The 22864-nt window shown below is 61.6% G+C and carries 19 protein-coding genes; 4 read left to right on the forward strand and 15 right to left on the reverse strand.

Translation table 11 applies throughout. The annotated features are described in order from the left end of the window. Positions 1–113 precede the first annotated feature (113 nt). From QZ377_RS00540 to QZ377_RS00590, 11 genes are all read right to left on the reverse strand, one after another. A complete protein-coding gene (locus QZ377_RS00540; protein ID WP_291438574.1) occupies positions 114–590 on the reverse strand; it encodes an NfeD family protein in 477 nt (158 codons plus the stop codon). A 124-nt stretch (positions 591–714) separates the two neighbouring features. Beyond that, positions 715–1668: a hypothetical protein gene (locus QZ377_RS00545; RefSeq protein ID WP_291438575.1), complete on the reverse strand. Its 954-nt coding sequence runs from the start codon at positions 1666–1668 to the stop codon at positions 715–717. A 106-nt stretch (positions 1669–1774) separates the two neighbouring features. Next, positions 1775–4012 (reverse strand): polyribonucleotide nucleotidyltransferase, encoded by a 2238-nt coding sequence (gene pnp, locus QZ377_RS00550; RefSeq protein WP_291438576.1) that lies wholly within the window; start codon positions 4010–4012, stop codon positions 1775–1777. Positions 4013–4180: 168 nt separating this feature from the next. Continuing rightward, positions 4181–4450 carry a 30S ribosomal protein S15 gene (gene rpsO, locus QZ377_RS00555; protein ID WP_291438578.1) on the reverse strand — a complete coding sequence of 90 codons (270 nt, stop codon included), beginning with the start codon at positions 4448–4450 and terminating at the stop codon, positions 4181–4183. Between the two features lie 44 nt (positions 4451–4494). Next, entirely contained in the window at positions 4495–5562 is a 1068-nt protein-coding gene (truB, locus tag QZ377_RS00560; protein ID WP_291438579.1) for a tRNA pseudouridine(55) synthase TruB, read from the reverse strand. A 491-nt stretch (positions 5563–6053) separates the two neighbouring features. Next, positions 6054–7175, reverse strand: a complete 1122-nt coding sequence (locus QZ377_RS00565) for a DHH family phosphoesterase (RefSeq protein ID WP_291438581.1) — start codon at positions 7173–7175, stop codon at positions 6054–6056. After that, complete coding sequence (locus QZ377_RS00570) at positions 7162–7452, reverse strand: DUF503 domain-containing protein (RefSeq protein WP_041724521.1); 291 nt, start codon at positions 7450–7452, stop codon at positions 7162–7164. Before QZ377_RS00570 ends, QZ377_RS00565 begins: the two co-directional genes overlap by 14 nt. Before the next feature lie 418 nt (positions 7453–7870). Next, the gene (infB, locus tag QZ377_RS00575; protein WP_291438582.1) at positions 7871–10885 is read right to left on the reverse strand and encodes a translation initiation factor IF-2; all 3015 of its coding nucleotides are present in this window, start codon (positions 10883–10885) and stop codon (positions 7871–7873) included. Beyond that, positions 10878–11123: a YlxR family protein gene (locus QZ377_RS00580; protein WP_291438585.1), complete on the reverse strand. Its 246-nt coding sequence runs from the start codon at positions 11121–11123 to the stop codon at positions 10878–10880. Before QZ377_RS00580 ends, infB begins: the two co-directional genes overlap by 8 nt. Positions 11124–11133: 10 nt before the next feature. Continuing rightward, positions 11134–12483 carry a transcription termination factor NusA gene (gene nusA, locus QZ377_RS00585; RefSeq protein WP_291438587.1) on the reverse strand — a complete coding sequence of 450 codons (1350 nt, stop codon included), beginning with the start codon at positions 12481–12483 and terminating at the stop codon, positions 11134–11136. Positions 12484–12590: 107 nt separating this feature from the next. Then, entirely contained in the window at positions 12591–13367 is a 777-nt protein-coding gene (locus QZ377_RS00590) for a ribosome maturation factor RimP (protein WP_291438588.1), read from the reverse strand. A 504-nt stretch (positions 13368–13871) separates the two neighbouring features. Here QZ377_RS00590 and QZ377_RS00595 point away from each other — a divergent pair. Beyond that, positions 13872–15440: a methyl-accepting chemotaxis protein gene (locus tag QZ377_RS00595; RefSeq protein ID WP_291438590.1), complete on the forward strand. Its 1569-nt coding sequence runs from the start codon at positions 13872–13874 to the stop codon at positions 15438–15440. Between the two features lie 38 nt (positions 15441–15478). Here the strand turns inward: QZ377_RS00595 and mutY are convergent, their stop codons facing one another. Next, the gene (gene mutY / locus QZ377_RS00600) at positions 15479–16624 is read right to left on the reverse strand and encodes an A/G-specific adenine glycosylase (RefSeq protein ID WP_291438591.1); all 1146 of its coding nucleotides are present in this window, start codon (positions 16622–16624) and stop codon (positions 15479–15481) included. A 271-nt stretch (positions 16625–16895) separates the two neighbouring features. On the opposite strand from mutY, the gene QZ377_RS00605 reads away from it, so the two are divergent. The 3 genes from QZ377_RS00605 to QZ377_RS00615 all read left to right on the forward strand — a co-directional run bounded on the left by QZ377_RS00605 (position 16896) and on the right by QZ377_RS00615 (position 19250). Next, the gene (locus tag QZ377_RS00605) at positions 16896–17405 is read left to right on the forward strand and encodes a peptidylprolyl isomerase (RefSeq protein WP_291438592.1); all 510 of its coding nucleotides are present in this window, start codon (positions 16896–16898) and stop codon (positions 17403–17405) included. Positions 17406–17746: 341 nt separating this feature from the next. Beyond that, positions 17747–18226, forward strand: coding sequence for a DinB family protein (locus QZ377_RS00610; protein WP_291438593.1), 480 nt, complete (start codon positions 17747–17749; stop codon positions 18224–18226). 508 nt (positions 18227–18734) lie between these two features. Next, a complete protein-coding gene (locus QZ377_RS00615) occupies positions 18735–19250 on the forward strand; it encodes a YceI family protein (RefSeq protein ID WP_291438595.1) in 516 nt (171 codons plus the stop codon). Positions 19251–20244: 994 nt separating this feature from the next. Here QZ377_RS00615 and QZ377_RS00620 read toward each other — a convergent pair. From QZ377_RS00620 to thiL, 3 genes are read right to left on the reverse strand one after another with little or no spacing between them, the layout of a single operon-like run. Continuing rightward, positions 20245–20886, reverse strand: coding sequence for a class II aldolase/adducin family protein (locus QZ377_RS00620; protein ID WP_291438596.1), 642 nt, complete (start codon positions 20884–20886; stop codon positions 20245–20247). Further along, a complete protein-coding gene (locus QZ377_RS00625) occupies positions 20883–21791 on the reverse strand; it encodes a glycosyltransferase family 2 protein (RefSeq protein ID WP_291438598.1) in 909 nt (302 codons plus the stop codon). Before QZ377_RS00625 ends, QZ377_RS00620 begins: the two co-directional genes overlap by 4 nt. Position 21792: 1 nt before the next feature. Then, positions 21793–22863, reverse strand: coding sequence for a thiamine-phosphate kinase (gene thiL / locus QZ377_RS00630; RefSeq protein WP_291438599.1), 1071 nt, complete (start codon positions 22861–22863; stop codon positions 21793–21795). Position 22864 lies beyond the last annotated feature (1 nt).

The following is a 22864-nucleotide window of genomic DNA, read 5'->3' on the forward strand; positions in this document are numbered from 1 at the left end:
GTATGTCGGACCGTAATCCGGGTCCCTGCGGGCCACGGCATTTGCCCTGGGGCTTGCCTGTTGCGGGCGGGGGCCTACAGGCGCGTGTGCGCCTGCTGTTGCGGGTTTGCGGTTCAGGATTTTGTTACCGGGCTTACGTGCAGAACCAGCGCGTCGCCGGGGTCTGCCCCCTGCACGCGCACCGGGCTGCCTTCCGCCAGTTTTTCATGGGCTGTGGCCCGCCAGAAGCTGCCGTCAATGCTTACTTCTCCGACCTTGCCGGGGTGAACGACCTTGCTGATGACACCCTGCCTGCCCGTAAGGGGATGCGGGGTGCAGGATTCTTCGCCGTGGCCGTTGCAGTTTCCGGCAGGTACGCGGTGGGCGCGCCCGCCGAAGACCGCTCGCAGGCGGCGGCGCAAAACGAGCAGGGTAAGCAGGGAAAGGCAGATGAAGGTGATGAGCTGCCAGGCAAGGCCCAGGCCCATAAGGGCTGCCAGGGCCGCGGCCCATGCGCCCACGCCGAAAAAGAGCAGGACCATGGCCGGGGTCATGAGTTCGGCCACAAAAAAGGCCGCTCCCAGAATAAACCAGAGTAAAGGCGCGTTCATAGTATGTTCCGTGCGGCCAGCCGTGTGCGCCGGGGCGGTGTGCCGCTGTTTTTCTTGTCTTGCACGGCGGGGGCGTTAGCCGCGGGGCAGGCCCCCGCCGTGCAGTGTGAAAATACCGGAGCCGCTATTGCTGCGGACCCTGATCAATGTCGATAACGCGACCCTGAAGCCAGATGTAGGCATCAATGGCCTGCCCCGCCTCAGGTTCAAAGTCGCCCAGAATCATCTTTGACGCATAGATGACAAGGCGCATGGACGGACGGTTCTCAAAGGGAAAGGTCACGTACAGGGCTTTGACGGGCATTTTTTCCAGTTGGTAGTCCTGTACTTCTTCGATCACGGCGCGCATCTGGTATTCGCAAAAATTGCGGCCGGGCATGATCATGGGGCGGTCGCTCACATCCACCTGAAGGGGCGGCACGTCCAGACGGCCCTTGCCGGGATTGGCTTCAAGCCAGGCTTCGGCGTGGGCTTCGTACTGCGGCCCCTGGGTGATGGTCATGTGGTCCAGCAGGGCCTTGCGCACGGCAAAGGCCAGGCCTGCCAGCAAAAAGGTGTGCGTGATCTCCGGGGTGAGATCGTTCTTGTCGCGGCCATAAAGGGGGTCGAAAAACCACATGGGGTTCTTGCCCTCGATCATGCTTACCGCCACGTTGGCCCCAAGGCCGTTCTGCCAGGGAAAAACGCCTTCGACCGTAAGGTCGTTGGGCAGGCCATCCAGCAGGGGAACGGCAGAAACCGGATCCAGCTTTTCGCCTTCCTCTCCTGCCACAAGCACAGAGGCGCGCACGGGCTGATCCTGCGGCCAGGCCATCATTATATGGTCTTTGCCGCCGTGCTTCCATTGCCACGAGGGGCGTGTACCACCTTCATGCAGGACAGTACCTACAATCTGCCCCATAATTTCCGCCGGGTTGCGGCCCGTCAGCACGGCCCAGGCATCGCCCAGGCCCTCATGATGCACGCGGGCATTCTCTTCGGCGTGGGCTTGCGCTTCTGCCCCGTCAGCGGGCTGCTGCTTCACGGAATTTTCCTTGTCAGTGGCTTCAGGCGCGCCACTTTTGCTCTTTTTGGACATGGGAATTTCCTTTATCACTCTTTCAGCGGCCGGCCGGGCGTATGGCACGCCCGGCCGGGCCGTTTCAATTCAGGCTTCAATGAGCGGCGTTAAAGCCGTCCGGCGTCTAGCGCCTGCCGCCACGGTCGCCACGATCACGGCGGTCACGTCCGCCGCGGTCGCCGCGGTCGCCACGGTCACCCCTGTCGGAACGCGGCGGGCGGGCGGTGTCTTCAGGATTCCAGGGATGGCCCTGTTCTTCCAGCAGTACCGCCTTGCGGCTGGCGCGGATGCGGTCGCCGTTGATTTCGATGACCTTGACCAGCATGTCTTCGCCCAGGCGCGCCACGTCGCCGGGCTGTTCCACGCGGTTCACGTCAAGCTGTGACACGTGCACAAGGGCTTCCACGTTGGGCAGCACTTCGACAATGGCGCCGATTTCCATAATCTTGCGCACTTTGGCGTTGTAGTTCTTGCCAAGGTCGGGGCGCTGATCGTAGTAGGAAACCATTTCGCGGGCTTTTTCCAGAGCTTCGGCCGTGGGGGCGAAGATGGACACGCGGCCCGAGTCTTCAATGTCCACAGAAGCGCCGGTGGCCGCGGTGATGGCCTTGATGTTCTTGCCGCCGGGGCCGATGATCAGGCGGATGATATCAGGATTGACGAACACTTCGGCATGCTGCGGGGCGTAGCGCGAAAGCTCCTTGCGGGGCGAGGCGATGGCCTTGGCCATTTCTTCAAGGATATGCAGGCGGCCTTCACGGGCCTGCTGCATGGCGGTACGCATGATCTCGGTGGTGAGGCCCGTGATCTTGATGTCCATCTGCACGCCGGTGACGCCTTCGGCAGTACCGGCAATCTTGAAGTCCATATCGCCCAGGGCGTCTTCGTCACCCAGGATGTCGGTAAGAACGATGAACTTTTCGCCTTCTTTGATGAGGCCCATGGCCACACCGGCTACCGGGGCGCTCACAGGCACGCCGGCGTCCATAAGGGAAAGCGAGCCGCCGCACACGGCAGCCATGGACGAGGAACCGTTGGATTCCATCGTTTCGGCCACTACGCGCAGGGTAAAGGGAAAGTCAACGTCAGCGGGCAGCACGGGGCGCAGGGATTTTTCCGCCAGGGCGCCGTGGCCGATTTCGCGGCGGGACACGCGCACGGGCTTCACTTCGCCCACAGAGAAGGGCGGGAAGTTGTAGTGCAGCATAAAGCGCTTGGTGACATCGCCGGTGAGGGAGTCCATGCGCTGCTCGTCTGTGGAGGAGCCAAGGGTGGCGACCACAAGAGACTTGGTTTCGCCGCGGCGGAACAGGGCAGAGCCGTGGGCGCGGGGCAGCAGGCCGGTCTGGATCTGGATGGGCCGCACGGTGGTGGTGTCGCGGCCGTCAATGCGCGTGCCTTCGTTGACGATGCGGGCGCGCACGAGCTTCTTTTCAAGCCCGCCCAGAATGTCGGAGACAGCCTTGAGGGCGGTTTCGTTTTCAGCCCAGGCCAGGTCGGCCTTGAGGGCTTCCATGACCTTTTCTTTCACGGCCTTGCGGGCGTCTTTGCGGGCCATTTTTTCGGGCACGCGCAGGGCTTCTTCCATGCCGTTGGCAAGGGCCAGCTCGTGCACGCGGGCCACAAGGGCTTCATCGTCCTGATGGGGCGTGAAGTTCATCTTGGGCTTGCCGCAAAGCTCGCGCAGTTTGTGCTGGATTTCCACCAGGGGCAGAATCTGCTGGCGGCCCCATTCAAGGGCTTCGATGATGACGTCTTCGGAAATAAAGCGGGCATCGCCTTCCACCATGGTGAGGGCGTCGCCGGAGGCGGCAAAGACGATATTGAGATCGCTCTGGGCCTGCTGCTCAAAGGTCGGGTTGAGCACAAACTGGCCGCCCACGCGGGCGATGCGGCCACCGGCCACCGGGCCTTCAAAGGGCAGGGGCGAAAGCATGATGGCTGCCGAAGCGCCGGTGAGAGCCAGCACGTCGGATTCGTTTTCCTGGTCGGCGGAAATGACGCTGGCCAGCACCTGCACGTCTTCGTTCAGCCCCTTGGGAAAGAGCGGGCGGATGGGGCGGTCGATAAGGCGCGCAACCAGGGTTTCGCGCTCGGACGGGCGGCCGATTTCGCGGCGGAAGAAGCTGCCGGGGATGCGTCCGGCGGCGTACATTTTTTCAGAATATTCAACGGTAAGGGGAAAGAAGCCCTTGTCGAATTCAAGCGGCTGGGAGCAGACGGTAACAAGCACCACGGTGCCGCCGCACTGAACCCATACTTCGCCGTGGGCCTGGTTGGCCATGCGGCCACTTTCGATGATGATTTCCTTGCCGCCCACCTGGCAGGTGACGCGAGTGGGGGTGAAGATATCTTGTGACATGTGATTTCCTTTGCACAGGCGAAGGGGATTCCGGCAAAAGCGGGCAGAGCCGCACGTCCCTGCCTGATTTTCCCGGACCCCCCTTCTGGCGTTGCGCCCTCCAGGGGGCAGTTTGCATGTATATGTGGCAAGGGGGAGCCTCAGGCTCCCCCCTTGCAGCCAAAAGCCTTACTTGCGCAGGCCAAGTCTTTCGATCAGGGCACGGTAGCGCTGAACGTCTGTTTTCTTCAGATAGTTAAGGATGTTGCGACGACGGCCAACGAGTTTCAGCAGGCCGGTGCGGGAGTGAAAGTCCTTCTTGTGCTCTTTGAAGTGACCGGTAAGGTCTTCAATACGGGCGGTAAGAAGGGCCACCTGCACCTCGGGGGAGCCGGTGTCGCCCTCGTGCTTGGCGTGGGCATCAATAACGGACTTTTTCTGAGTAGGATCCAATACCACAGCAGTTCTCCTTGGGTAAGGCAATGTTACGGGCCGTGATGGCCCTAGTTCCAAAGTCCCCGCATTACGGCCCAGCACGGCCCGACGGGCGTGATCTCGCGTTTTGCCAGAGCCAGGGCTTGTCCCTGATCCATCAGAAACGCGAGTTCGTCGCCGGGGGCGGCGTCAGCCTGTGGCGCACGACAAGGCACAGCCATGCCGTTACGTACGCGGGCGGCTTCTTCCGGCGTGAGGTCCTCCCTGGGCCAGTGAGGCAGCGCATCCGCAACGGGGATAACGCAGCCGGGCAACAGGGCGGGGTCAGCCGTGAAGTCCGCGGGATCGCGGGCCACATCAAGGCCGAAGGGGTGACTATACTCCCGGGTCAGTTCCGTGAGCACGGCTCCGCATCCAAGTCGCGTCCCCAAGCTGTGGGCCAGGGAGCGTATATAGGTGCCGGAACTGCATGCGACCCGAAAGCGCACAAGCGGCAGGCTTACTTCAAGCACGTCCGCCTGTGAGATTTCCATAAATTTTATTTTTTTCGGGGCATCAAGCCCCTTGCGGGCCAGCTTGTACAGGGGCTGCCCTTCGTGTTTTGCGGCGGAATAGGACGGAACAGGCTGTTCGGTCAGTTGCAGCCAGGCCGCAACCTCTCGCCGCACATCGTCTTCGCTGATGTGCTGCCAGGGGGCTTCGGCCGTAACCTGGCCTTCAATGTCCCAGGTGTCGGTGGTTTGCCCGAGGCGCAGCACGCCGTTATAAACCTTGCCGCCCCCGCTCATGAGATGGCCGGAAAGCTTGGTGGCCTGCCCGAGCAGTACCAGCAGCACGCCGGAAGCCAGAGGGTCCAGCGTGCCGGCGTGGCCGATCTTTTTTTGCCCCAGCCGTTTTATGGCAGTGAGGCAACGGGCCGAGGTGGGGCCGGAAGGCTTGTTGAGCACAAGTACGCCATGCTGTTGCGGCAGGGGGGGCGCGCACCGGGTTTGCCCGTGCGTCGCCGTGCCGTCGGCGCCTTGTTCATGCCGCCCGTGAGCGCTCAGCCCCGAACTGTTCGCAGGGGAACTGTCCGGCGCCGGGCTTTCCGGGCATTGAAGAGGGCGGGCTTGTGCCACGTTATCTTTTTTAACCATACGCAAGAGCGTTACATACCCTTTGCCGGGCTATAAGTCAAAAGATATACCTTCCATAAAGCCCGGTTTGCCCTGCTGAGCCGCAGATTTTCTGCCCAAGGGCGCAGCGTTGCGGCGTCCGCCCGGCAGGGCGGCCTTGCGCCTGGAGCCTGGGGCATTTGAAATGTTCGCATTGATCTCGTCTGGGGCGCCTGCGTGGTGGACGACAGCGGTATCCCGTCAGGGATTGTGCTCCGCCGAGGCCTTTTCTGCATTGCTTCCGGAGTACAGCCGGGGGCTTCAATTACCATGCAGTCGCGGGGGCTGCGCGGATTCTGTTGCGGGAATTTCCACGCACCGTCTGGTGGCCGCCCTGCGCGCTGAGCAATGGCATCAGCAATACAGCGGCATATGGACAGGACTCTGGATAACGGACAGCAGAATGCGGTGTCGGCACGTGGTGGTACAACCGCAGGGGCATACGTCAGAGCCGGTTTCAAGAGCTGGCTGTCCTAGCCCTGAGCGCTGTTTTCGGCAACGTCTTCATGATCCGGAGCATGCTGTTTTTCCCGCGCTTCCGGTTTTTTCGGCGCTTCTGATGAACTCGGCGTTTCCGGGAGTTCCGGTGCCCATCCGTCCAGACGGAGGGCGATATGCCGCAGGAGTTCCTCACCGGCTTTTTTCAGTGGCAGGCGCAGGGTTCCCCCGGCGGCGTTAAAGTGGCCGCCGCCGCCCATATCGGCCGCCATAGCGCGCACGTCGATGGAGCCGTAAGACCGCAGGCTGAACTTGCAGAGCTTGGGGGCCTCTTCGCGCAGCAGGGCTGCCACCTTGACGCCGCGCAGCCGCCTGAGCTGCTCTACAAAGCCCTCCAGATCTTCCTTGAGGGCCTGACAGCGGCCAAGGTCTTTCAGACTTACAGGGCAAAAGCCGATCTGCCCGTGGTGCTCCACAGCCGCGCGCTCCATGAGCAGGCCCCAGAGCCGCCAGCGGCCCAGGCTCCAGTCGTTATCCATTTTTTCCCGCAGCCAGTGCAGTTGGCAGCCGTTGGCAACCAGGTGCGAGGCCATGGCCAGCACATCGGCGCTGGTGTTGCCGTGGCAGAAGCCACCGGTATCCGTCAGCAGCCCAAGGGCAACGGAAAGCCCCAGGTCGCCCGTAAGGGGCAGGTCTGCGGCCATGGCCACATAGGCCATGAGCTGGGCTGTGGCCGCCGCTTCGGTGACCACCCAGTTGCCCCGGCTGCCCATGCCGTTGCCGCCGAGGTGGTGATCAATATTTACGGTATCCAGTTGTGGCAGCAGGGCCGCCAGTTCCGAACCCAGGCGTTCAGGTTCGCCGCAGTCCAGCAAAAGCGCGCACTGGGGCGTGAAAGGGGGGTGAGCGAGGCTTGTGTGCACCACTGCGGGCATGGGAAAAAATCCCAGGTAGCGGGGCATGCCGGGGGCGGCGTAAAGCATGAATTCCTTGCCCATGGCCCGCAGGATATGCCCGGCGGCAGCCACGGACCCGGCGGCGTCGCCATCGGGATTGACATGACCTGCCACCACAATGCGGTCCATGCCCTTCAGGGCTTCCACCATACGAAGGGCGTCCTGCGCGTAGCGGGCGGGAATAAAATCAGTCGGCTGCATATATTTCCACCTGACTGTCCACCATTTCTTCCGGGCAAACGGCTTCCATCATGAGCGCGCATTTGTCCATGCGGCTACGCAGGTGTCCTTCGCTGTTGGAAATGGAGACAACGGCCAGCCGCAGACGGCTGAGACTGTTCTCAGTGCCTGCCTCGGCTATGGCCACGTTGAATTTGTTTCGGGTTTTCTGCTTCAGGCTGTTGGCAACGCGGCGTTTTGCCTTGAGATTGTCGTTGCCGTGCAGACTGAATTCCACGGTAAGAACAGCCATGAACATGGTCATACGTATGTGTTTGCGCTTGCTGCGGCGGCAGGCGCGCTTGCTGCCTGATGCGGCGGCCACTTTTTCTGCCCGGCAAGAGGTATGCCGGGCGCGTCAGCGTGCCATGCCGGTCATAAAAGCCGTTTTTATGTTTTTGTATAATGGACGCTTAATAGGTTCCGGAACTAATACTATCTGTGCCGGTCACATAAAGCCAGTTTTTTATTACCCCATCCGGAATGCTTTGAACAGCGGTTACCGGTTTTTGCCCGGACAGCGCACGTGCCTGCCGTACCGGGTTCGAGGCGGGCGGACTTGCGGTACTTTAGCGGGCGGCATGCCGAAAGCTTGCCAAGCGTCAACGGGGGAGGCTTCTCTAAAGAAACCTCCCCCGAAAACCAGCGATGATCAGCCGTGCGGCCAGCGCACGTACTTACAGTGTAGCTGCTTCTTCAACTGTCTCAAAGGCTTCAATGATATCGCCAATCTTGACGTCATTGAAGTTTTCCAGGCCTACGCCGCATTCGTTGCCCTTGACCACTTCTCTGGCGTCATCCTTGAAGCGCTTGAGAGAAGAGATCTTGCCTGTGTAAACCACCACGCCGTCGCGCAGCAGGCGCACACCGGCATTACGGGCGATTTTGCCGTCGGCCACATAGGAGCCGGCGATAAGGCCGATCTTGGGTACGCTGAAGGTGTCGCGCACTTCGGCCTGGCCGAGGTAGACCTCACGCTGCACGGGGGCCAGCAGGCCCGCCATGGCGCTCTTGATGTCGTCCACCAGCTTGTAGATGATCTCGTAGAAGCGGATATCCACATTTTCGTGCTCGGCCACATCCTTGATCTTGGCTGTGGGACGCACGTTAAAGCCGATGATGATGGCCTGCGAGGCGGAAGCCAGCAGAATGTCCGATTCGGTAATGGCGCCGGTGCCGCCATGCACCACGTTGATGCGCACCTTGTCGGTGCTCTGTTTGAGCAGCGCTTCGGTGATGGCTTCAAGGCTGCCCTGCACGTCGGACTTGAGCACAAGGTTGAGCGTAAGGGTTTCCTGATCGGACTTGCGCTGCGACAGGAAGGTTTCGAGCGTCACGCGCGATTCGGAAGCCAGTTCGCGTTCGCGCTGTTTGATGGCGCGGGAGTCGGCGATGCGGCGGGCCAGCTTTTCGTCGCTGACCACAAAGAACTCTTCACCGGCTTCAGGAACGCCCTCAAAGCCCTGTACTTCAACAGGCAGGGACGGCCCGGCTTCCTTGACCTTTTTGCCCTGGTCGCTCATGAGCGCGCGCACACGGCCAGAGAAGGGACCGCACACAAAACTGTCGCCCTGGCGCAGGGTTCCTTCCTGGATAAGCACGGTGGCCACGGGGCCGCGGCCCTTGTCCAGTTTGGCTTCCACGATGTGGCCTTTGGCGGCCTTATCGGGATTGGCCTTGAGCTCCATAATTTCAGACTGCAGGGCCACCATTTCAAGCAGGTCGTCAAGGCCCATGCGGGTCTTGGCGGCCACCTTGGCAACAATGGTGTCGCCGCCCCACTCTTCGGCCTGCAGGCCCAGTTCGGCCAGTTCACGCAGCACGCGGTCAGGGTCGGCGCTGGGCTTGTCCATCTTGTTGACGGCAACCATGATAGGCACGCCAGCGGCGCGGGCATGGTTGATGGCTTCGCGGGTCTGCTCCATCACGCCGTCGTCGGCAGCCACCACAAGGATGACAAGGTCAGTCACCTGAGCGCCGCGAGCACGCATGGCCGTAAAGGCTTCGTGGCCGGGCGTGTCAAGAAAGACAATCTCGCCGCGCTTGGTCTTTACGTGATAGGCGCCGATATGCTGGGTAATGCCCCCGGCTTCACCGCCGGTAACGTTGGACTTGCGTATGGCGTCAAGCAGCGAGGTTTTGCCGTGGTCAACGTGGCCCATAATGGTCACAACAGGCGGGCGCGGCTTGAGGGTCTCGGGCGCGTCCACTTCCTTGGGGGTCAGGTAATCGTCTTCGGAGAAGCCGGCCTTTTCCACTTCGTAACCGAATTCGGCAGCCACCAGGGTGGCCGTGTCGAAGTCCAGGGCCTGGTTGATGGTAGCCATAACGCCCAGCCCAAAGAGAATCTTGATGATCTCGTTGGCCTTGAGGCCCATCTGGTGAGCCATGTCGGCCACGCGGATCGCCTCGGTAACACGGATCTTGCGTTTTGCGGCCTTGAGCGGCTGGGTGGCCTGCGAGGAAACGGGCTTGCCGCCCTTGCGACGGCCCTTGCCCCGGTTCAGGCGCTGGCTGTCGTCATCATCACGGCGTCCGCCGAAATCTCCCTGCTGGAAATCCACGGTGCGGCGCCCCTTGAGGCGCTTTTTCTTGCTCTGGCCGTCGCGGGTGTCAGAGGGCGACGCGGGCGCGGCAGGCTGCTGCCCGAACCCGCCGGGGCGGGGACCGCCTGCGGGTCTGGGACCGCCGGGGCCGCCGGGACCACTGGGACGTGGCCCACCGGGACGCGGGGGCCTGCCGGCGTTGTCGCCGCGAGGACCGCCCGGAGCGCCGGGGCGTCCGCCAGCGGGCCGCGTGCTGCGGTCGGGCTGGCTGCCGGGCGCAGGCCGGGAAATAATGCGCACCTGGGGCGCGGCAGAAGGCGCCTGACCGCCATCCGCCCGGGGGGCGCGGCGAGGAGCGGCATCGGCCGCAGCGGAAGCGTCGGCGTCTTTCCAGGCTTCTGTACGGGCTTCGGGCGCGCGCTGGGGCAGGGTGGGCGCCGATGAACCTTCGGGCACGGCTGAAGCGTCGGGACGGGCCAGGCGGGCAGCCTTGGCGCCCTTTTCCTCGCCTTTTTCGGAACCTTTTTCTTCGGCCCTGGCTGCGGCTTCACGGGCGGCAAGAGCTGCGGCCACGGGCGAAATTTCGGCCACAGGCTCAGGCTTGCTTTCCACCACGGGTTCGGGCTTTTTTTCTTCTTCTTCGCCGGGGCGGCTGATAACGCGAGCCGCGGACACAACCCTGGCCTTGGAGCTTTTTGCTTTTTCGGCGGGTTCGGCCTTTGCGGCTTCAGGCTCGGCCTTTTCTTCGGCCTTGTGCGGGCTTGCCGCAGGAGCCTCGGCCACCTTTTCGGCCGCAGGCTCGGCCTTGGCGGGGGCTTCAGCCACCGCGGGCTTTTCCTCGGCCGGGGGAGCGACTTCTTCCCTGGCGGCGGGGGCCGCTTCTGTCACTTCGGGGGCGTCGGCCTTATCGGCATCCTTACGGCGACGGCGCACGATGACATTGGGGTGTGAGCCGGAACGCTCGGCATCCGCCTGTTTTTGTTCGGCAAAATGTTCGCGCACGCGTGCCGCCTCCTCAGTGGTCAGGGAACCGGCCATAGATTTTGCCGACGCGCCCAGCTCGCGCAATGCGCGCAGCATATCCTTGTTGGGCACTGCCGGAAATTCCTTGGCGAGTTCCGATACTTTAATTTTTTCTTCAGACATGTTTACCCCCCTTGCGCCGTGCCCCGGGCCTGAACCTGGCGAATTTCGCCATGCATGCGGCATCGGAACAGAGATACCAGCCCCTGCCAGGTCTGGTTTTTTCAGCGTCAATAGTCAAAATTCCCTGGGGCGTCAGCACATGGCGGGTAAGCTGGGCCTTGGCGAAGCGGCGGCGGCACATAACACACATGCGCACCGGCCCTTCAACGGCCACGGCAGTTTCTTGCCTTTCCCCCATGCGGCTGCCCCTACTCTTGCGCATCCTCGCGGGGACTGTCGCCGGTCTGGTCCTGACCGGAGTCTTCCTCGTCGGCATGCGTCCGGCCCAGTTCCACAGCGGAGGATTCGGGCGTTTCTTCTACCACGGGAGCCAGGAAGTTGATGGCCGAACGAAGGTCGGCAATGCGCGATGCGCTGATGGTCAGCGCGTCGGACAGTTCCTGGTCTGTGGCATGGCGCAGCTTGTCAAGCGAGCTGTAGCCCGCGCCAAGCAGAGCCTCAATGGACACTTCGGCCACACTGGCCACCTGCTCGAGACCGTGGCCGATGGCATTGGCCTCGTTGTAGCGGGTCTCGGTGAATATATCGACTTTCCAGCCCAGAAGGCGAGCGGCCAGCTTGACGTTTTGCCCCTTGCGCCCGATGGCGTTGGTGAGCTGGTCGTCCGGCACGATGACTTCGAGCAGATTTTCTTCTTCATCCACCACAATGCGCGACACCAGGGCCGGGGCCAGGGCGTTGCGGGCGTAGGTGGCAATATCGGCGCTCCACACAACAATGTCGATGCGCTCACCGTGCAGCTCCTGCACGATATTCTGGATGCGCGAGCCGCGCACGCCAACGCAGGCGCCCACGGGATCCACATCGCGCTCACGGGAGAGCACGGCCACCTTGGCACGGGAGCCGGGATCGCGGGCAACACCCATAATCTGCACCACGCCGTCGTCCACTTCCGGCACTTCGCGGCGGAAGAGGGCGGCCATGTAGTCGCGGTGCGCGCGGGATATGACCACCTGCGGACCGCGCCCTTCCTGGCGCACTTCGATAATGAGGGCCTGCACGCGGTCACCGCGCTTGTAGTGCTCACGCGGGATCTGTTCTTCGCGGGGCAGGATGGCTTCGGTGCGTCCCAGGTTAACCACCCAGCCGCCCTTGTCGCGGCGCTGCACGATGCCCGAAACGATTTCACCCACACGGTCTTTGTATTCCCCGTAGATGATTTCCTGTTCGGCGTCGCGCATGCGCTGAATGATAACCTGCTTGGCGGACTGGGCGGCGATGCGGCCAAGGTCTTCAACCTTGACGCGGAAACCCATTTCGTCGTCCACCTGGACGGAAGGATCGTGCTCGCGGGCTTCGGCAAGTTCTATCTGCGTATCGGGGTTGGCCACATCACCGTCGGCCATCACGATTTTGAACTGGTAGACCTCAATATCGCCCGTTTCATCGTTATAAGATACTTCCACATCCATATCTTCACTGAAGCGGCGCAGCACGGAGGTACGCACCGCGTCTTCAAGCGTGTCGATGAGCATGTTGCGGTCAAGGCCCTTGTCTTTGCTGATCTGGTCAATGGCCTTTTTAAGTTCAAGATTCATGGATCCCTCCGGCTGCCGCACAGGGCGGCGTAAAATCGCTTTTTCCGGCTGCGGCTCGCAGACGGCCCGCCCGCCAAAGTGGGGCGCGGCCTGCCCATGCGGGCCGTTTAGTCGTTTTCGGCAGCGGTTCTGCCAGCTTTCTTTTTGGCTGCGGCCTTTTTGGGGGCCGTACTGCCGCTGCCGCCCTTGGGGGCGTCTTTGCCCTGGGGCTTGCCGGGTTTTTTGCCCGGCTTCTGCGGCTTTTTGAAAATATACATACGGGTAGCCCTGCGCACCGCCTCCCAGGGCAGGCGCACGGCCGGGTAGTTCTCGTCTTCCACCTCGCCTTCAGGGCTGACGGTCACGGGCGCGAGCACAAAGGCATCGTCTTCTACCGTAACGAGCGTACCGCGCCACACGCGGCGCGGGCCGCCGTGGGCTGCGGGATCAGTGGAGGCGACAGGCGTGTGCAGCCGCGCTTCCACCACATCGCCCACATAGGGAATCATCTGCTCGAGGCTGAAAAACAGGCGGCTCAGGCCGGGGGTCGAAACCTCCAGCACGTAGGCGTCCGCGATGCTGTCCTCCACTTCAAGAGCAAGGGCCAGATGGCGGGAAATCTCTTCGCACTGTTCAATAGAAGCTGATGTGGGGGCTGCCGGAACTTCAGCGCCGGAAGATTCTTGCAGGTCATGAACCGGAGCGGGCGCGGTGGTGGCGGGTGACGGCTCTTCAGACCCTTCGGGCATGCCGGGCAGTTGCGGTATGGTCGGCACGTCTACAAAGAGCCGCACGATGGTGCGCCCGGCGCGGGCTGTTTCCACCCCCCAGATGATAAGTCCGAGGGCGTGCACCACGGGTTGGGCCAGGCGTATGATGGTTTCTCTCAGGGCGTTATCAGTCATTCTTTCCTTTGTGCGGGCAAGCGCCGGCGCAGGGACAAAAAAAAGGGGGCCTATTCAGGCCACCCCGCTGGAACTGCGTTCCGCATCAGGATGTAGTGGCGACAGGGTATGTCATCCACATTGAATGCACCCAATTAGCTCACCATATAGTGCTTGTCAAGTGATTTGTCCGAAAAAGAAAAGCTTGTTTTTTGTACTGAAATAAAGAAAATTGGAAAACTGCCGTAACAACAGGAAGATAGGAAGTCTTCGCAAAAGCATGGGCGTAAAAACGCTGCTGTGTGCCGTGTCGCGTATGCGAAGCCGCGCATGTTGTATGCCCCGTGCGGAGATCAGGGCAATTTCATCTTGAAGCTGTTCTGGCGGCTGTGCGGGCATCTGCCCGCCACAAAGGTGTAAGCACTGTTTATTCGTGTTGTTAAGCGCCGTAGCAAGCGCCGGAAAACTTTGAGTACATACTATGATTCTCAAAGTTAAAATGCTCTGTAGTTTTAAGGAGGAGCCATGTCGCTGCAAAGAAAAATCTGGGTTCTGGGCTGTATTGCTCTGGCCGTGGCAACAGGCCTTGCCTGGGCTGCGGTGCTGTTGGGGGGCATGCCGGCGGGCGCGGGATGGGGCGCGGCAGCCGGGGGGCTGGTGGTTCTGCTTGTTCTGGGCCTTGGGGTGGGGCAGGCCTACGGCAGGGCCATTCCGGCGCTGGCTCAATGTCTGCGCGGCGGCGCAGAGGGCAAGGGCCATATGGCCGCATGCTGTTCACCGCAGGCGGTCCCCGGCGACCTGCAGGAAATTTATGCGGCGGCACACGATATTGCGGCCAGCCTGCGGCATACGGACGGTGTGCTGCACGGGATTCTCACGGGCATGCCTTTGCCCTATCTGCTGGTGGACGAAAACGAGCGTGCCACCAGTACCAATCAGGCCTGTCTGGACATGCTTGAAATCGACGGACCGGTAAAAGACTGTCTGGGCAAAACCCTGGCCGATCTTTTTTATAATGACGCCAGCCGTGATACGGCAGTGGGCAAAAGCATACGCACGGGCCAGTATTTCCATAACCTGTCGGTAACCATCGCAGGCCACAAGGGCAGACGCATAGATGTGCTGGCTAACGTTTTTCCCGTATATGACAAGCAGAAAAACTGCCTTGGCGGCCTGTGTCTTTATGTGGACATGACTGCCCTCAAGGAAGCCGAGCAGATGATCAAGGACAAGAACGAGCACATGCGCGCTGCGGCGCAGGAGCTTGACGGTGCAGTGCAGGAGCTTGCCGCCATTTCCGAAGGGCTTGTGGCGGGCATAGGCCGTTCCGACAAAGATGCCGCCCGCGCGGCGCGGCTGCTGACCGAAGCCGCCACGGCCATGAACCAGATGACCGCTACCGTGCGCGAGGTGGCCCATAATGCGGCCGACGCCTCCGCCGCCTCTGCCCAGACCCGCGACAAGGCTCATGAAGGCGCGCAGGTAGTGAGCAACGTGACGCAGAGCATCGACGAGGTTCATGAAGTTTCTATGGCGCTCAAGAGCGACATGGCCCTTCTGGATCGTCATGCCAGAGACATCACCGAGATCATGAACGTCATTTCCGACATAGCTGACCAGACCAACCTGCTGGCCCTTAATGCCGCCATTGAGGCTGCCCGCGCCGGTGACGCCGGACGCGGCTTTGCCGTGGTGGCCGACGAGGTGCGCAAGCTGGCCGAAAAAACCATGACGTCCACCAGCGATGTGGGCAGCGCCATCGGGTCCATCCAGCAGAGCACCGCCAAGAGCATGACCTCAATGGACAATGCGGTGGCCCAGGTGGAACAGGCCACGGCCTATGCCGGTAAGTCAGGCCAGGCGCTCAACGCCATTGTAGGCACGGTGGAAGATACCGTGGGCCAGATCAGCGCCATTGCGGCAGCCAGCGAGCAGCAGTCCGTGGCCAGTGAGCAGATCAACCGTTCCATTGATGAGGTCAACAACGTCATGGCAGGCACTACCCGGTCAATGGCCGAGGCCCGTCAGGAAACGGACAGGCTTGTGGCCCTTATTGAGCGGCTGGCCGACCTGACGGCGCGTTTGCAGGAATGATCTGAATTTTTATCGCCAGTCTCTTGCGGGCGGTCCGGTCAGTCTGTGTCCGGCCCGTCCGTGAGGCGGCCCTGGCGCGGGGGCATGGCTGCGCCCTCCGTTTGCCGGGGCTGGCTGAAAAGGCTGTCCGCCAGTTTGCGGTGGGCTGCGGGCATCGCCAGCTCTTCCAGCTCCTGCGGGCTTGCCCAGCGGTATTGCGTGGCGGCGGTGAGCACTGGCGGGGCCGGCGTGCAGTCTTTACCGTGCGCGGCCAGATCAAGGCCGAAGCAGTGCAGGGTGAGCCGGTAGGTGGTGTAGCCGTGGCGGATGATGCCGTGCCGGGCGGCCACGCTTACGGTAAAGCCAGTTTCTTCCATAAACTCACGCACAACGGCCTGTTCCGGGCTTTCGCCCTCTTCCACACGGCCGCCGGGAAATTCCCACAAATTGCCCCACACGCCCGAAGTCGGGCGCTTTTGCACAAAAACCTTTTTCCCCCGCCGCAGCACGCCGGTGACGGCGTTGACAGGAATAACCGTGGCCCGCTTGCCCGGAACCGGCCGCTGGTCTTCAATGCCCAGGTGGCGGCTTATGCAGAATGCCTCCAGCGGACAGGACGCGCAGCGCGGTTTTTTACGGCATACAAGCGCCCCAAGCTCCATCATGGCCTGATTGTGGGCGCGGGCCTTGCCTTCGGGAACAAGCCTGAGCGCCCACTGGTGGATGACGCTCGCGGCAGGCTCCTGCTTGACCGGGCTGTCCACATCAAAAATGCGTGAAACAACACGCTCCACATTGGCATCAACGCAGGGCAGCTTTTCTTCAAAAGCAATGCTGGCAATGGCCCCGGCCGTATAGGGGCCGACGCCGGGCAGGGTGCGGATGGCCGCAGGATCGCGGGGGAATGCCCCGTTGTGCTCAGCCATGATTTTGCGGGCTGCCGCAAGGATGTGCCGCGCGCGCGAGTAGTAGCCGAGCCCTTCCCACATGCGCAACACGTCTTCCTCATGGGCGGCCGCCAGCGCTGCAATGTCGGGGAAGCGCTCCATCCAGCGTATAAAATAGCTTACCCCGCGCTCCATCTGTGTCTGTTGCAGCATGACCTCTGAAATCCAGACTTCATACGGCGTATAGCTGTTCCGCCAGGGCAGGGCGCGCTGGTGCACGGCAAACCAGTCCAGCAGGGCATTTTGCAGGGCGGGCATATGATTTTCCGGTGGAAGATGCCGCGGCGGGCGGGGCGCACCGTCCTGCGCCACGGCGGCCGCCTCCAGGCCGGGCAGCGGGTTGGGAACGGTGCGGGATTTTTTGCCTGTTTTTGGTTCCGCGAGGGATTTTATGGCTTTTTTGGGCATGCGGGCAGTCTATACCCGGCGGTGGGCATTGTCATCTGCCGGGGCATGGCCTATATTCCGGGTCGGGCGCATTTTGGCCTTTGCCGGAGCGCGCCGCCACCACAAGTAGCAAGGAGCTGTCATGGCTGATAATCCCATGGTTTTGCTGGAAACCACATCCGGCGACATTTTGCTGGAACTTTTCCCCGACAAGGCCCCGAAAACCGTTGCCAACTTTCTGCAGTATGTGGATGATGGTTTTTACAACAATACCATTTTCCACCGCGTTATCCCCGGCTTCATGATCCAGGGCGGCGGCCTCGGCGCGCGCATGGATGAAAAGGCCACCCGTGAGCCTGTTGCCAACGAGGCCGATAACGGCGTGAAAAACGAGCGCGGCACCATCGCCATGGCCCGCACGCGCGACCCGCACAGCGCCACCGCCCAGTTCTTTATCAACCTGGTGGACAATGATTTTCTCAACCACAGCGCGCCCACCCTTGACGGTTGGGGCTACTGCGCTTTCGGCCGCGTGACCGAAGGCATGGAAGTGGTTGAAAAAATTGCCAAGGTCAAAACCAAGAGCATGGGCATGCATGAAAACGTGCCTGTGGATATGGTGCTCATTACCGGGGCCAGCCGCTTCGAGTAATATTTTGCCGCCGCAAGGCGCGCAGCCTGTCCTCAAGAGACGCGCCCCGGCCTTGTCGGCCGAGGGCGCGTCTCGTTTTTTTGCGTGTATCCGCCGGGCGAAAAAGTATGCTGTTGGTGGCCGCATTTTTTGCACAGCCTGAAGCAATGCACGAAATGCCCTGCAATATCAGGCTAAAATTGAGCGGGCCGGATCAACTTGGCCGCCGGGCTTCTGCTGCGCGCCCTTTGCACAAGACAGGGGCTTTGCTATACTGGCGCTGACCGGAGCGCCCGGCGGCCATGCCGTCGTATCGGACCGGCGCGCCGGGGCATCTCCACCGCAAACGTAAGGAGACTCTCATGTCCCGTGATATCATCAATGCCGTTCAGGCCCCTTATCGCCACTCCTGGAGCCTGCTCACCCAGTTTATGGATGTCTGCCCCGAAAATATCTGGAATGAAACACGCGGCGGCTGGCCTGTGTGGCAGCAGGTGGCCCACACCATTGCCGTGCTGAATTTTTTTACGCTGGGCGAAAAGGAAGCCCCCCTGCCCGCGCCCTGCGACCAGGCCACGCTTATGCTCAAAATGCAGGGAGCCTGCGCTGTCGGCAAGGATGCCATGCGTGATTACGCAGAGGCTGTGCGGATATGTGTGGATGCCTGGCTGGACGGGCTTTCGGATGACGATCTCGTCCGGGTGCATGTGGTGCTGAGCCAGGCAATCGGGAGAGACGTCACCTACGGGGCGGCCGTGGCCATGCTTGCCAGCCATACCTGCTACCATATCGGCTCCTGTGACGCCGCCCTGCGCGATAACGGTCTGCCCGGGGTCTTTTAGGCGCGGCTTTTAGAGTATCTGCACTTTGAGAATGCTCTGGCGGTTGCGCGAGCAGACGCCCGCCGTGGAGGCGCAAGCGCAATATATTTGTGCTGTCGAGCGCCGAAGCGGGCGTGTTTTATCTTTGAAAATATATATTATCAAAGGTAAAACATCATACATAAAGGGTGGTTGGACCGTCAGCCGTATTGCAATGAACTTGCCTCCGGTCTGGCAACAACAGGTCGGTGGCCGCCGGTTCAGGTCTGTCGGGCCGGTACTGCCGGCTGCCGAAGGCAGGTATCCGCCCGTCTATTGGCTGTGTCCTTGCTGCGGCTCCGCAGTGGTTCCAGATTACGTGTTTTCCCGCCGTCACTACGGCGCGGCCTGTGGTTCTGCCCCCATGCCTGCCGCAATACTTTTCAATGCCGCTCCAAAACGGAGCTGCAACAATGCCCGGTCTGCCCCGCATGCATGGGCGCAGCGGCATTCTGCCGGATGCCGGGCCACATAAAACAAGGAGAAAACCATGACCACATGGAAGAGTGATCCCGACCATTCCCGCCTTGGTTTTGTTGTCAGACATATTACGATTACCGATGTCGCCGGCAAATTTGCTGAATTTACGGCTTCGGCCCAGATAGGCAAGGACGATCTGTCCGATGCAACGTTCAACATGGCCGCCCGTGTAGCCAGCATTGATACGGACGTACCCGCGCGGGACGAACACCTGCGTAGTGCTGATTTTTTTGAATACGAAACATATCCCGAAATCACCTTTGCCAGCAGCCATGTGCACATGGAGAGCAAGGGCGAAGGCAAAATCCGCGGCGCGCTAACCATCCACGGCGTTACAAAAGAGGTGACGTTCAGCATCCAGGCCAGCGAAGTGGTGACCAACCCGATGAATAATGTGCCCACCCGTGCCTTCAAGGTGTGGGGCAGCATAAAGCGGGGCGACTTTAACCTTGGCTCCAGCATTCCTGCCCTTATTGTGGGCGAGGATGTGTATGTGATGGCTGATGTGGAGTGCTCACCTGCCTAGAGCAGGACAACTTTGAGATGCCGCGCATTTCAAGGTTGTCATTCTGCCCGAAATGCAATTTTTGGCAGAATGCACGCCGTGCTACGGCGTGCTTCACGAAAGAGCAGCACTACCGCATATAAGCTTTTTCAAAGGTAAAATGCGTTAAGCCCGTGGCTGTTTAAAGTGCTCCCTTTGGCTTTATACATTCCCGGCGGCTGAAAAAGACACACTCCGGCGGTAATGGGCATAGCCAACGCATGGTACGTTACCCCCGCAAGCTCTTTACAGCGTCGCAACGTCAAATGCCCGCTCCGGTCGCCGGGGCGGGCATTTTTTACAGGCGGATAGAAGCCGGGGGCAACGTCGGGGCGACTTGAATGCGATAATGCCCGCGGGAAAACCAAGACCCGCCCTTGCGGGCGGGTCTCCGGCCGTGCTGCCAACCTTGGGCGCATGGTGCGCTCCACAGCATGACCGTATTTTATGGCGCGTTGATAGCGCATGCTTCTACAGATATTCGGGCGGCGGCGTCTGCCGTGGGTGAAAGACGCCGCCACCTGTAGACTCCGGCGGTTTCGTGCCTTCCGGAGTTTACGGCCATGCCGCCTGCACAGGTCTGGGGCAATAGGCCTGTGAGGAACGGTTGGGGCATGTATGGCCGTTCGGGAATCTCTATGTGACCGTGCTGAAATTACTGGGACAGCACGATGTTTTATTGTGTTACGAACTTGAAAAAGATGCTACACACGGAGGGTGGCTTTGGCAAGCGAAAAAACACGTTTTTTAAAAACGTGCTACGAAGTGTGAGGCGTTATTTTATATCAGCGATGATTTTAACTATACTGGCAGTTATTTAACCATATTGCGCGACATGCAATGACGGCATTGCATAATGCGGGGCGGGGCAAGCCGCGTGTTGCGGCTGTGGCGCAGGCATTTGCGTGCCTTGAGTGAGGCCCAGGCCCGCGCCGCGGTGTTCTGCCGGTCAGGCTGACCCGGCGGCATGCCGTTTTTACGGCATGCTCAAAAGCTGTATGGCGGCAAGATGCTCCAGCTCTTCGGTCAGGCACAGGGCTTCGGCCAGGTTTGCCCCTGTGCTGCACAGGCCATGCCCTGCCATCCATACGGCGGGGCTGGTGCGGGCGGCGTCGGCCACGGCCTGGGCCAGTTCTGGCGTGCCGGGGGGCAGGGCCGGAGCAAAACCCAGGCGGGCGCGCCATACCCCGGCTTCAAAAAGGGGCAGGTTCAAAAAATCTTCCATAGTGCCGCCAAGGCGCAGGCTCAGGGCCAGCAGGCGGCGAGGGTGTGTGTGCAGTATGGCGGCGCAGTCCGGCAGGGCGCGGTAAACGGCCAGATGCATGCCCGATTCGGTGGAAGCCGGGCCGCCGTGCAGGGTTGCGCCGTCGGCAAGGCTGACAAGACAGCAGTCCTCTGCCGTAAGCCGTCCCTTGGCCGCGCCGGACCGCGTGAGGCACACCGTGCCGCCGTGGGGCGCGGGCAGGCGCAGGCTGGCGTTGCCGTTGCAGCCGGAAAGCAGCCCCTGTCGCCATGCGTCGCGACAGACGGAGCGCAGGTTTTCTACCATATACGGCGTCAGCTCCCCGGCTGAAGCAGAAAGAGCGGCCTTGTCCGGGCAGTGCCTGGATGCGGTCATGACAATCTTCCTTTTTTCTGCCACGCGCTCAGGTCCAGGCAGGAGATATCGCCGGTCTGGCTGGTTTCGACAGTCTGTACCAGGCGGGTAAGCAGGCGCTGCAGGGCTTTGTGCTCCGGATTGAGGCTGAAGGCCGTTCCGTCCGGTCCTTCCACAGGCAGATATTTGCGGCCGACTTTGAGCGGAATGATGCCCTTTTCAAACAGCAGCAGGTACATGAGGTATGCCTTGGTTCCCGAAAGGGCGGCCGTGCGGCTGGAAAGCTTGCCGTTTTCCATGTGGGGGTCGCGCTGCTCCGGTTCCGCGCCAAGGTGACGCACTGCGTCTTCCTGAAGGGCGTAGGCCAGCAGGAACCCTGCCTGCCGCGCGCGCCAACTGTATTCCAGGTCTTCGTAGCCGTAGCGGCCGTAGCCCTCGTTCCAGAAACCCAGTTTTTCATGCACGGCGCGGGAAATGCAGGCGCAGGCCCCGTTGCAGCACGCTACGCTGAGGGCGGGCGTGCTGTCAGCCAGCCGCAGGGGCGTGCCTTCATGCCACGGACAAAGGCGGTAGCCCGCCATGCCCACGCGGCTGTCGGCGGCCAGCATGCCCGTAAGGCGCTCAAGCCAGTGCGGGTCAAGAATTTCCACGTCATTATCCAGCTTGACAAAACAGTCCGCCGCGCCCGCATCGTCCCATGCCAGATTGGAGGCCACGGCCACGCCCATATTGCGTTTGAGCAGGCGCAGGCGCACGTGCGGATGCGCTTCGGCCAGCTCTTTCAGATACTGGGGCGTGCCGTCTGTGCTGCCGTTGTCTACCACGGTAAGGCTGTAGCCGGGCGGCGTCTGCGCGAGCAGGCTTGTGAGGCACCGGCGGGTAAGATCCAGCCGGTTCCAGGTAACAACGCCGATATGGGCGCGCATGTCAGGCGTCCTGTCCGGCATCAAAATGGTCAAAGCCGCCGCCGAGTTTTTCCAGCGGCTCGTTATTGCACACAATGCCGCCGCCGGAAGTGACAACGCCGATACTGAACAATCCCGGTATGGCCGCATGCAGGGACGGCAGCATGTCGGGCGCGCATGAGCCGAGCAGGGCGTAATCCTCGCCGCCGAGCAGAGCTTCGTAAACAGGATTTTTACCCGCAGCCGCCGCGTAGCGCAGTACTTCAGGGTGCAGGCGGCCTTGCGGCAGGACGATCTCGGCTCCAAGGCCCGTGCATTTTTCCGGGCAGGTGGTGCTCAGTTCGCCGCTGAGGCCCAGCAGGCGGGGCAGGTCGCGCAATATTCCGTCCGAAAGGTCCATAAGGGCCGGGGGGCGGGCATTGTACCCGGCTCGGGACAGCATGAGCCCGGCATCCACCTGGGGAACAGGGCGCAGGTGCGCGGCGCAGGCGGCGGGCCAGTGGTGCAGGGCTTCGCGCCCCTGTTCCTCAAGCTGGGCAAGCCCTACGCGGGCCAGGCCCAACGGGCCGACAAGAAAAAGAATGTCGCCCGGCATGCTGCCCCCGCGCGCCAGGAAACTGCCGGGTTCCGCCGCTTCGCCCCAGACAGTGATGGAAATATGCAGGCTTGTGCTGCGAGACAGGTCGCCTCCGGCCAGGGCAATGCGGTGCTTGCCCGCCAGTTCGGCCATGCCGCTGAAAAACCTGTTAAGCCAGTCCATATCCACCCATGCGGGCAGCCCCAGGCAGAGGGTAAAGGCCAGGGGGCGGGCGCCGCAGCCCGCAAGGTCGCTCACGTTGACGGCCAGCGCCTTGTAGCCCGTGTCTTCGGGGGTGAAGTAGCTCCGCCTGAAGTGGATGTCTTCCAGAAAAAGGTCGCTGCTCACGCAAAGGGGCTTTTCCGCCTTGAGCACAGCGCAGTCATCCCCACGGCCCAGTAGCAGGGACGGGTGCGTCTGCGGAAAATATCCCGCCAGGCAGGCCAGGATGCGGTCTTCAGAAAGTGGGGCCGCACTGGTGGCGGCAGAGCCGCCCGGAACAGGGGACGGGACCATA

It is taken from the genome of Desulfovibrio sp., from assembly GCF_019424165.1.
Taxonomy (GTDB): Bacteria; Desulfobacterota; Desulfovibrionia; order Desulfovibrionales; family Desulfovibrionaceae; genus Desulfovibrio.

Bases quoted from the DNA above. Each gene is read 5' to 3' on its own strand.
- QZ377_RS00565 (WP_291438581.1), bottom strand. From the start codon at position 7,175: ATGCAGCCGACTGATTTTATTCCCGCCCGCTACGCGCAGGACGCCCTT.
- QZ377_RS00595 (WP_291438590.1), top strand. From the start codon at position 13,872: ATGTCGCTGCAAAGAAAAATCTGGGTTCTGGGCTGTATTGCTCTGGCC.
- QZ377_RS00620 (WP_291438596.1), bottom strand. From the start codon at position 20,886: ATGACCGCATCCAGGCACTGCCCGGACAAGGCCGCTCTTTCTGCTTCA.
- QZ377_RS00615 (WP_291438595.1), top strand. From the start codon at position 18,735: ATGACCACATGGAAGAGTGATCCCGACCATTCCCGCCTTGGTTTTGTT.
- truB (WP_291438579.1), bottom strand. From the start codon at position 5,562: ATGGTTAAAAAAGATAACGTGGCACAAGCCCGCCCTCTTCAATGCCCG.
- QZ377_RS00625 (WP_291438598.1), bottom strand. From the start codon at position 21,791: ATGCGCGCCCATATCGGCGTTGTTACCTGGAACCGGCTGGATCTTACC.
- QZ377_RS00610 (WP_291438593.1), top strand. From the start codon at position 17,747: ATGTCCCGTGATATCATCAATGCCGTTCAGGCCCCTTATCGCCACTCC.
- infB (WP_291438582.1), bottom strand. From the start codon at position 10,885: ATGTCTGAAGAAAAAATTAAAGTATCGGAACTCGCCAAGGAATTTCCG.
- mutY (WP_291438591.1), bottom strand. From the start codon at position 16,624: ATGCCCGCCCTGCAAAATGCCCTGCTGGACTGGTTTGCCGTGCACCAG.
- pnp (WP_291438576.1), bottom strand. From the start codon at position 4,012: ATGTCACAAGATATCTTCACCCCCACTCGCGTCACCTGCCAGGTGGGC.
- QZ377_RS00570 (WP_041724521.1), bottom strand. From the start codon at position 7,452: ATGTTCATGGCTGTTCTTACCGTGGAATTCAGTCTGCACGGCAACGAC.
- nusA (WP_291438587.1), bottom strand. From the start codon at position 12,483: ATGAATCTTGAACTTAAAAAGGCCATTGACCAGATCAGCAAAGACAAG.
- QZ377_RS00605 (WP_291438592.1), top strand. From the start codon at position 16,896: ATGGCTGATAATCCCATGGTTTTGCTGGAAACCACATCCGGCGACATT.
- QZ377_RS00590 (WP_291438588.1), bottom strand. From the start codon at position 13,367: ATGACTGATAACGCCCTGAGAGAAACCATCATACGCCTGGCCCAACCC.
- thiL (WP_291438599.1), bottom strand. From the start codon at position 22,863: ATGGTCCCGTCCCCTGTTCCGGGCGGCTCTGCCGCCACCAGTGCGGCC.
- QZ377_RS00540 (WP_291438574.1), bottom strand. From the start codon at position 590: ATGAACGCGCCTTTACTCTGGTTTATTCTGGGAGCGGCCTTTTTTGTG.
- QZ377_RS00580 (WP_291438585.1), bottom strand. From the start codon at position 11,123: ATGGGGGAAAGGCAAGAAACTGCCGTGGCCGTTGAAGGGCCGGTGCGC.
- QZ377_RS00545 (WP_291438575.1), bottom strand. From the start codon at position 1,668: ATGTCCAAAAAGAGCAAAAGTGGCGCGCCTGAAGCCACTGACAAGGAA.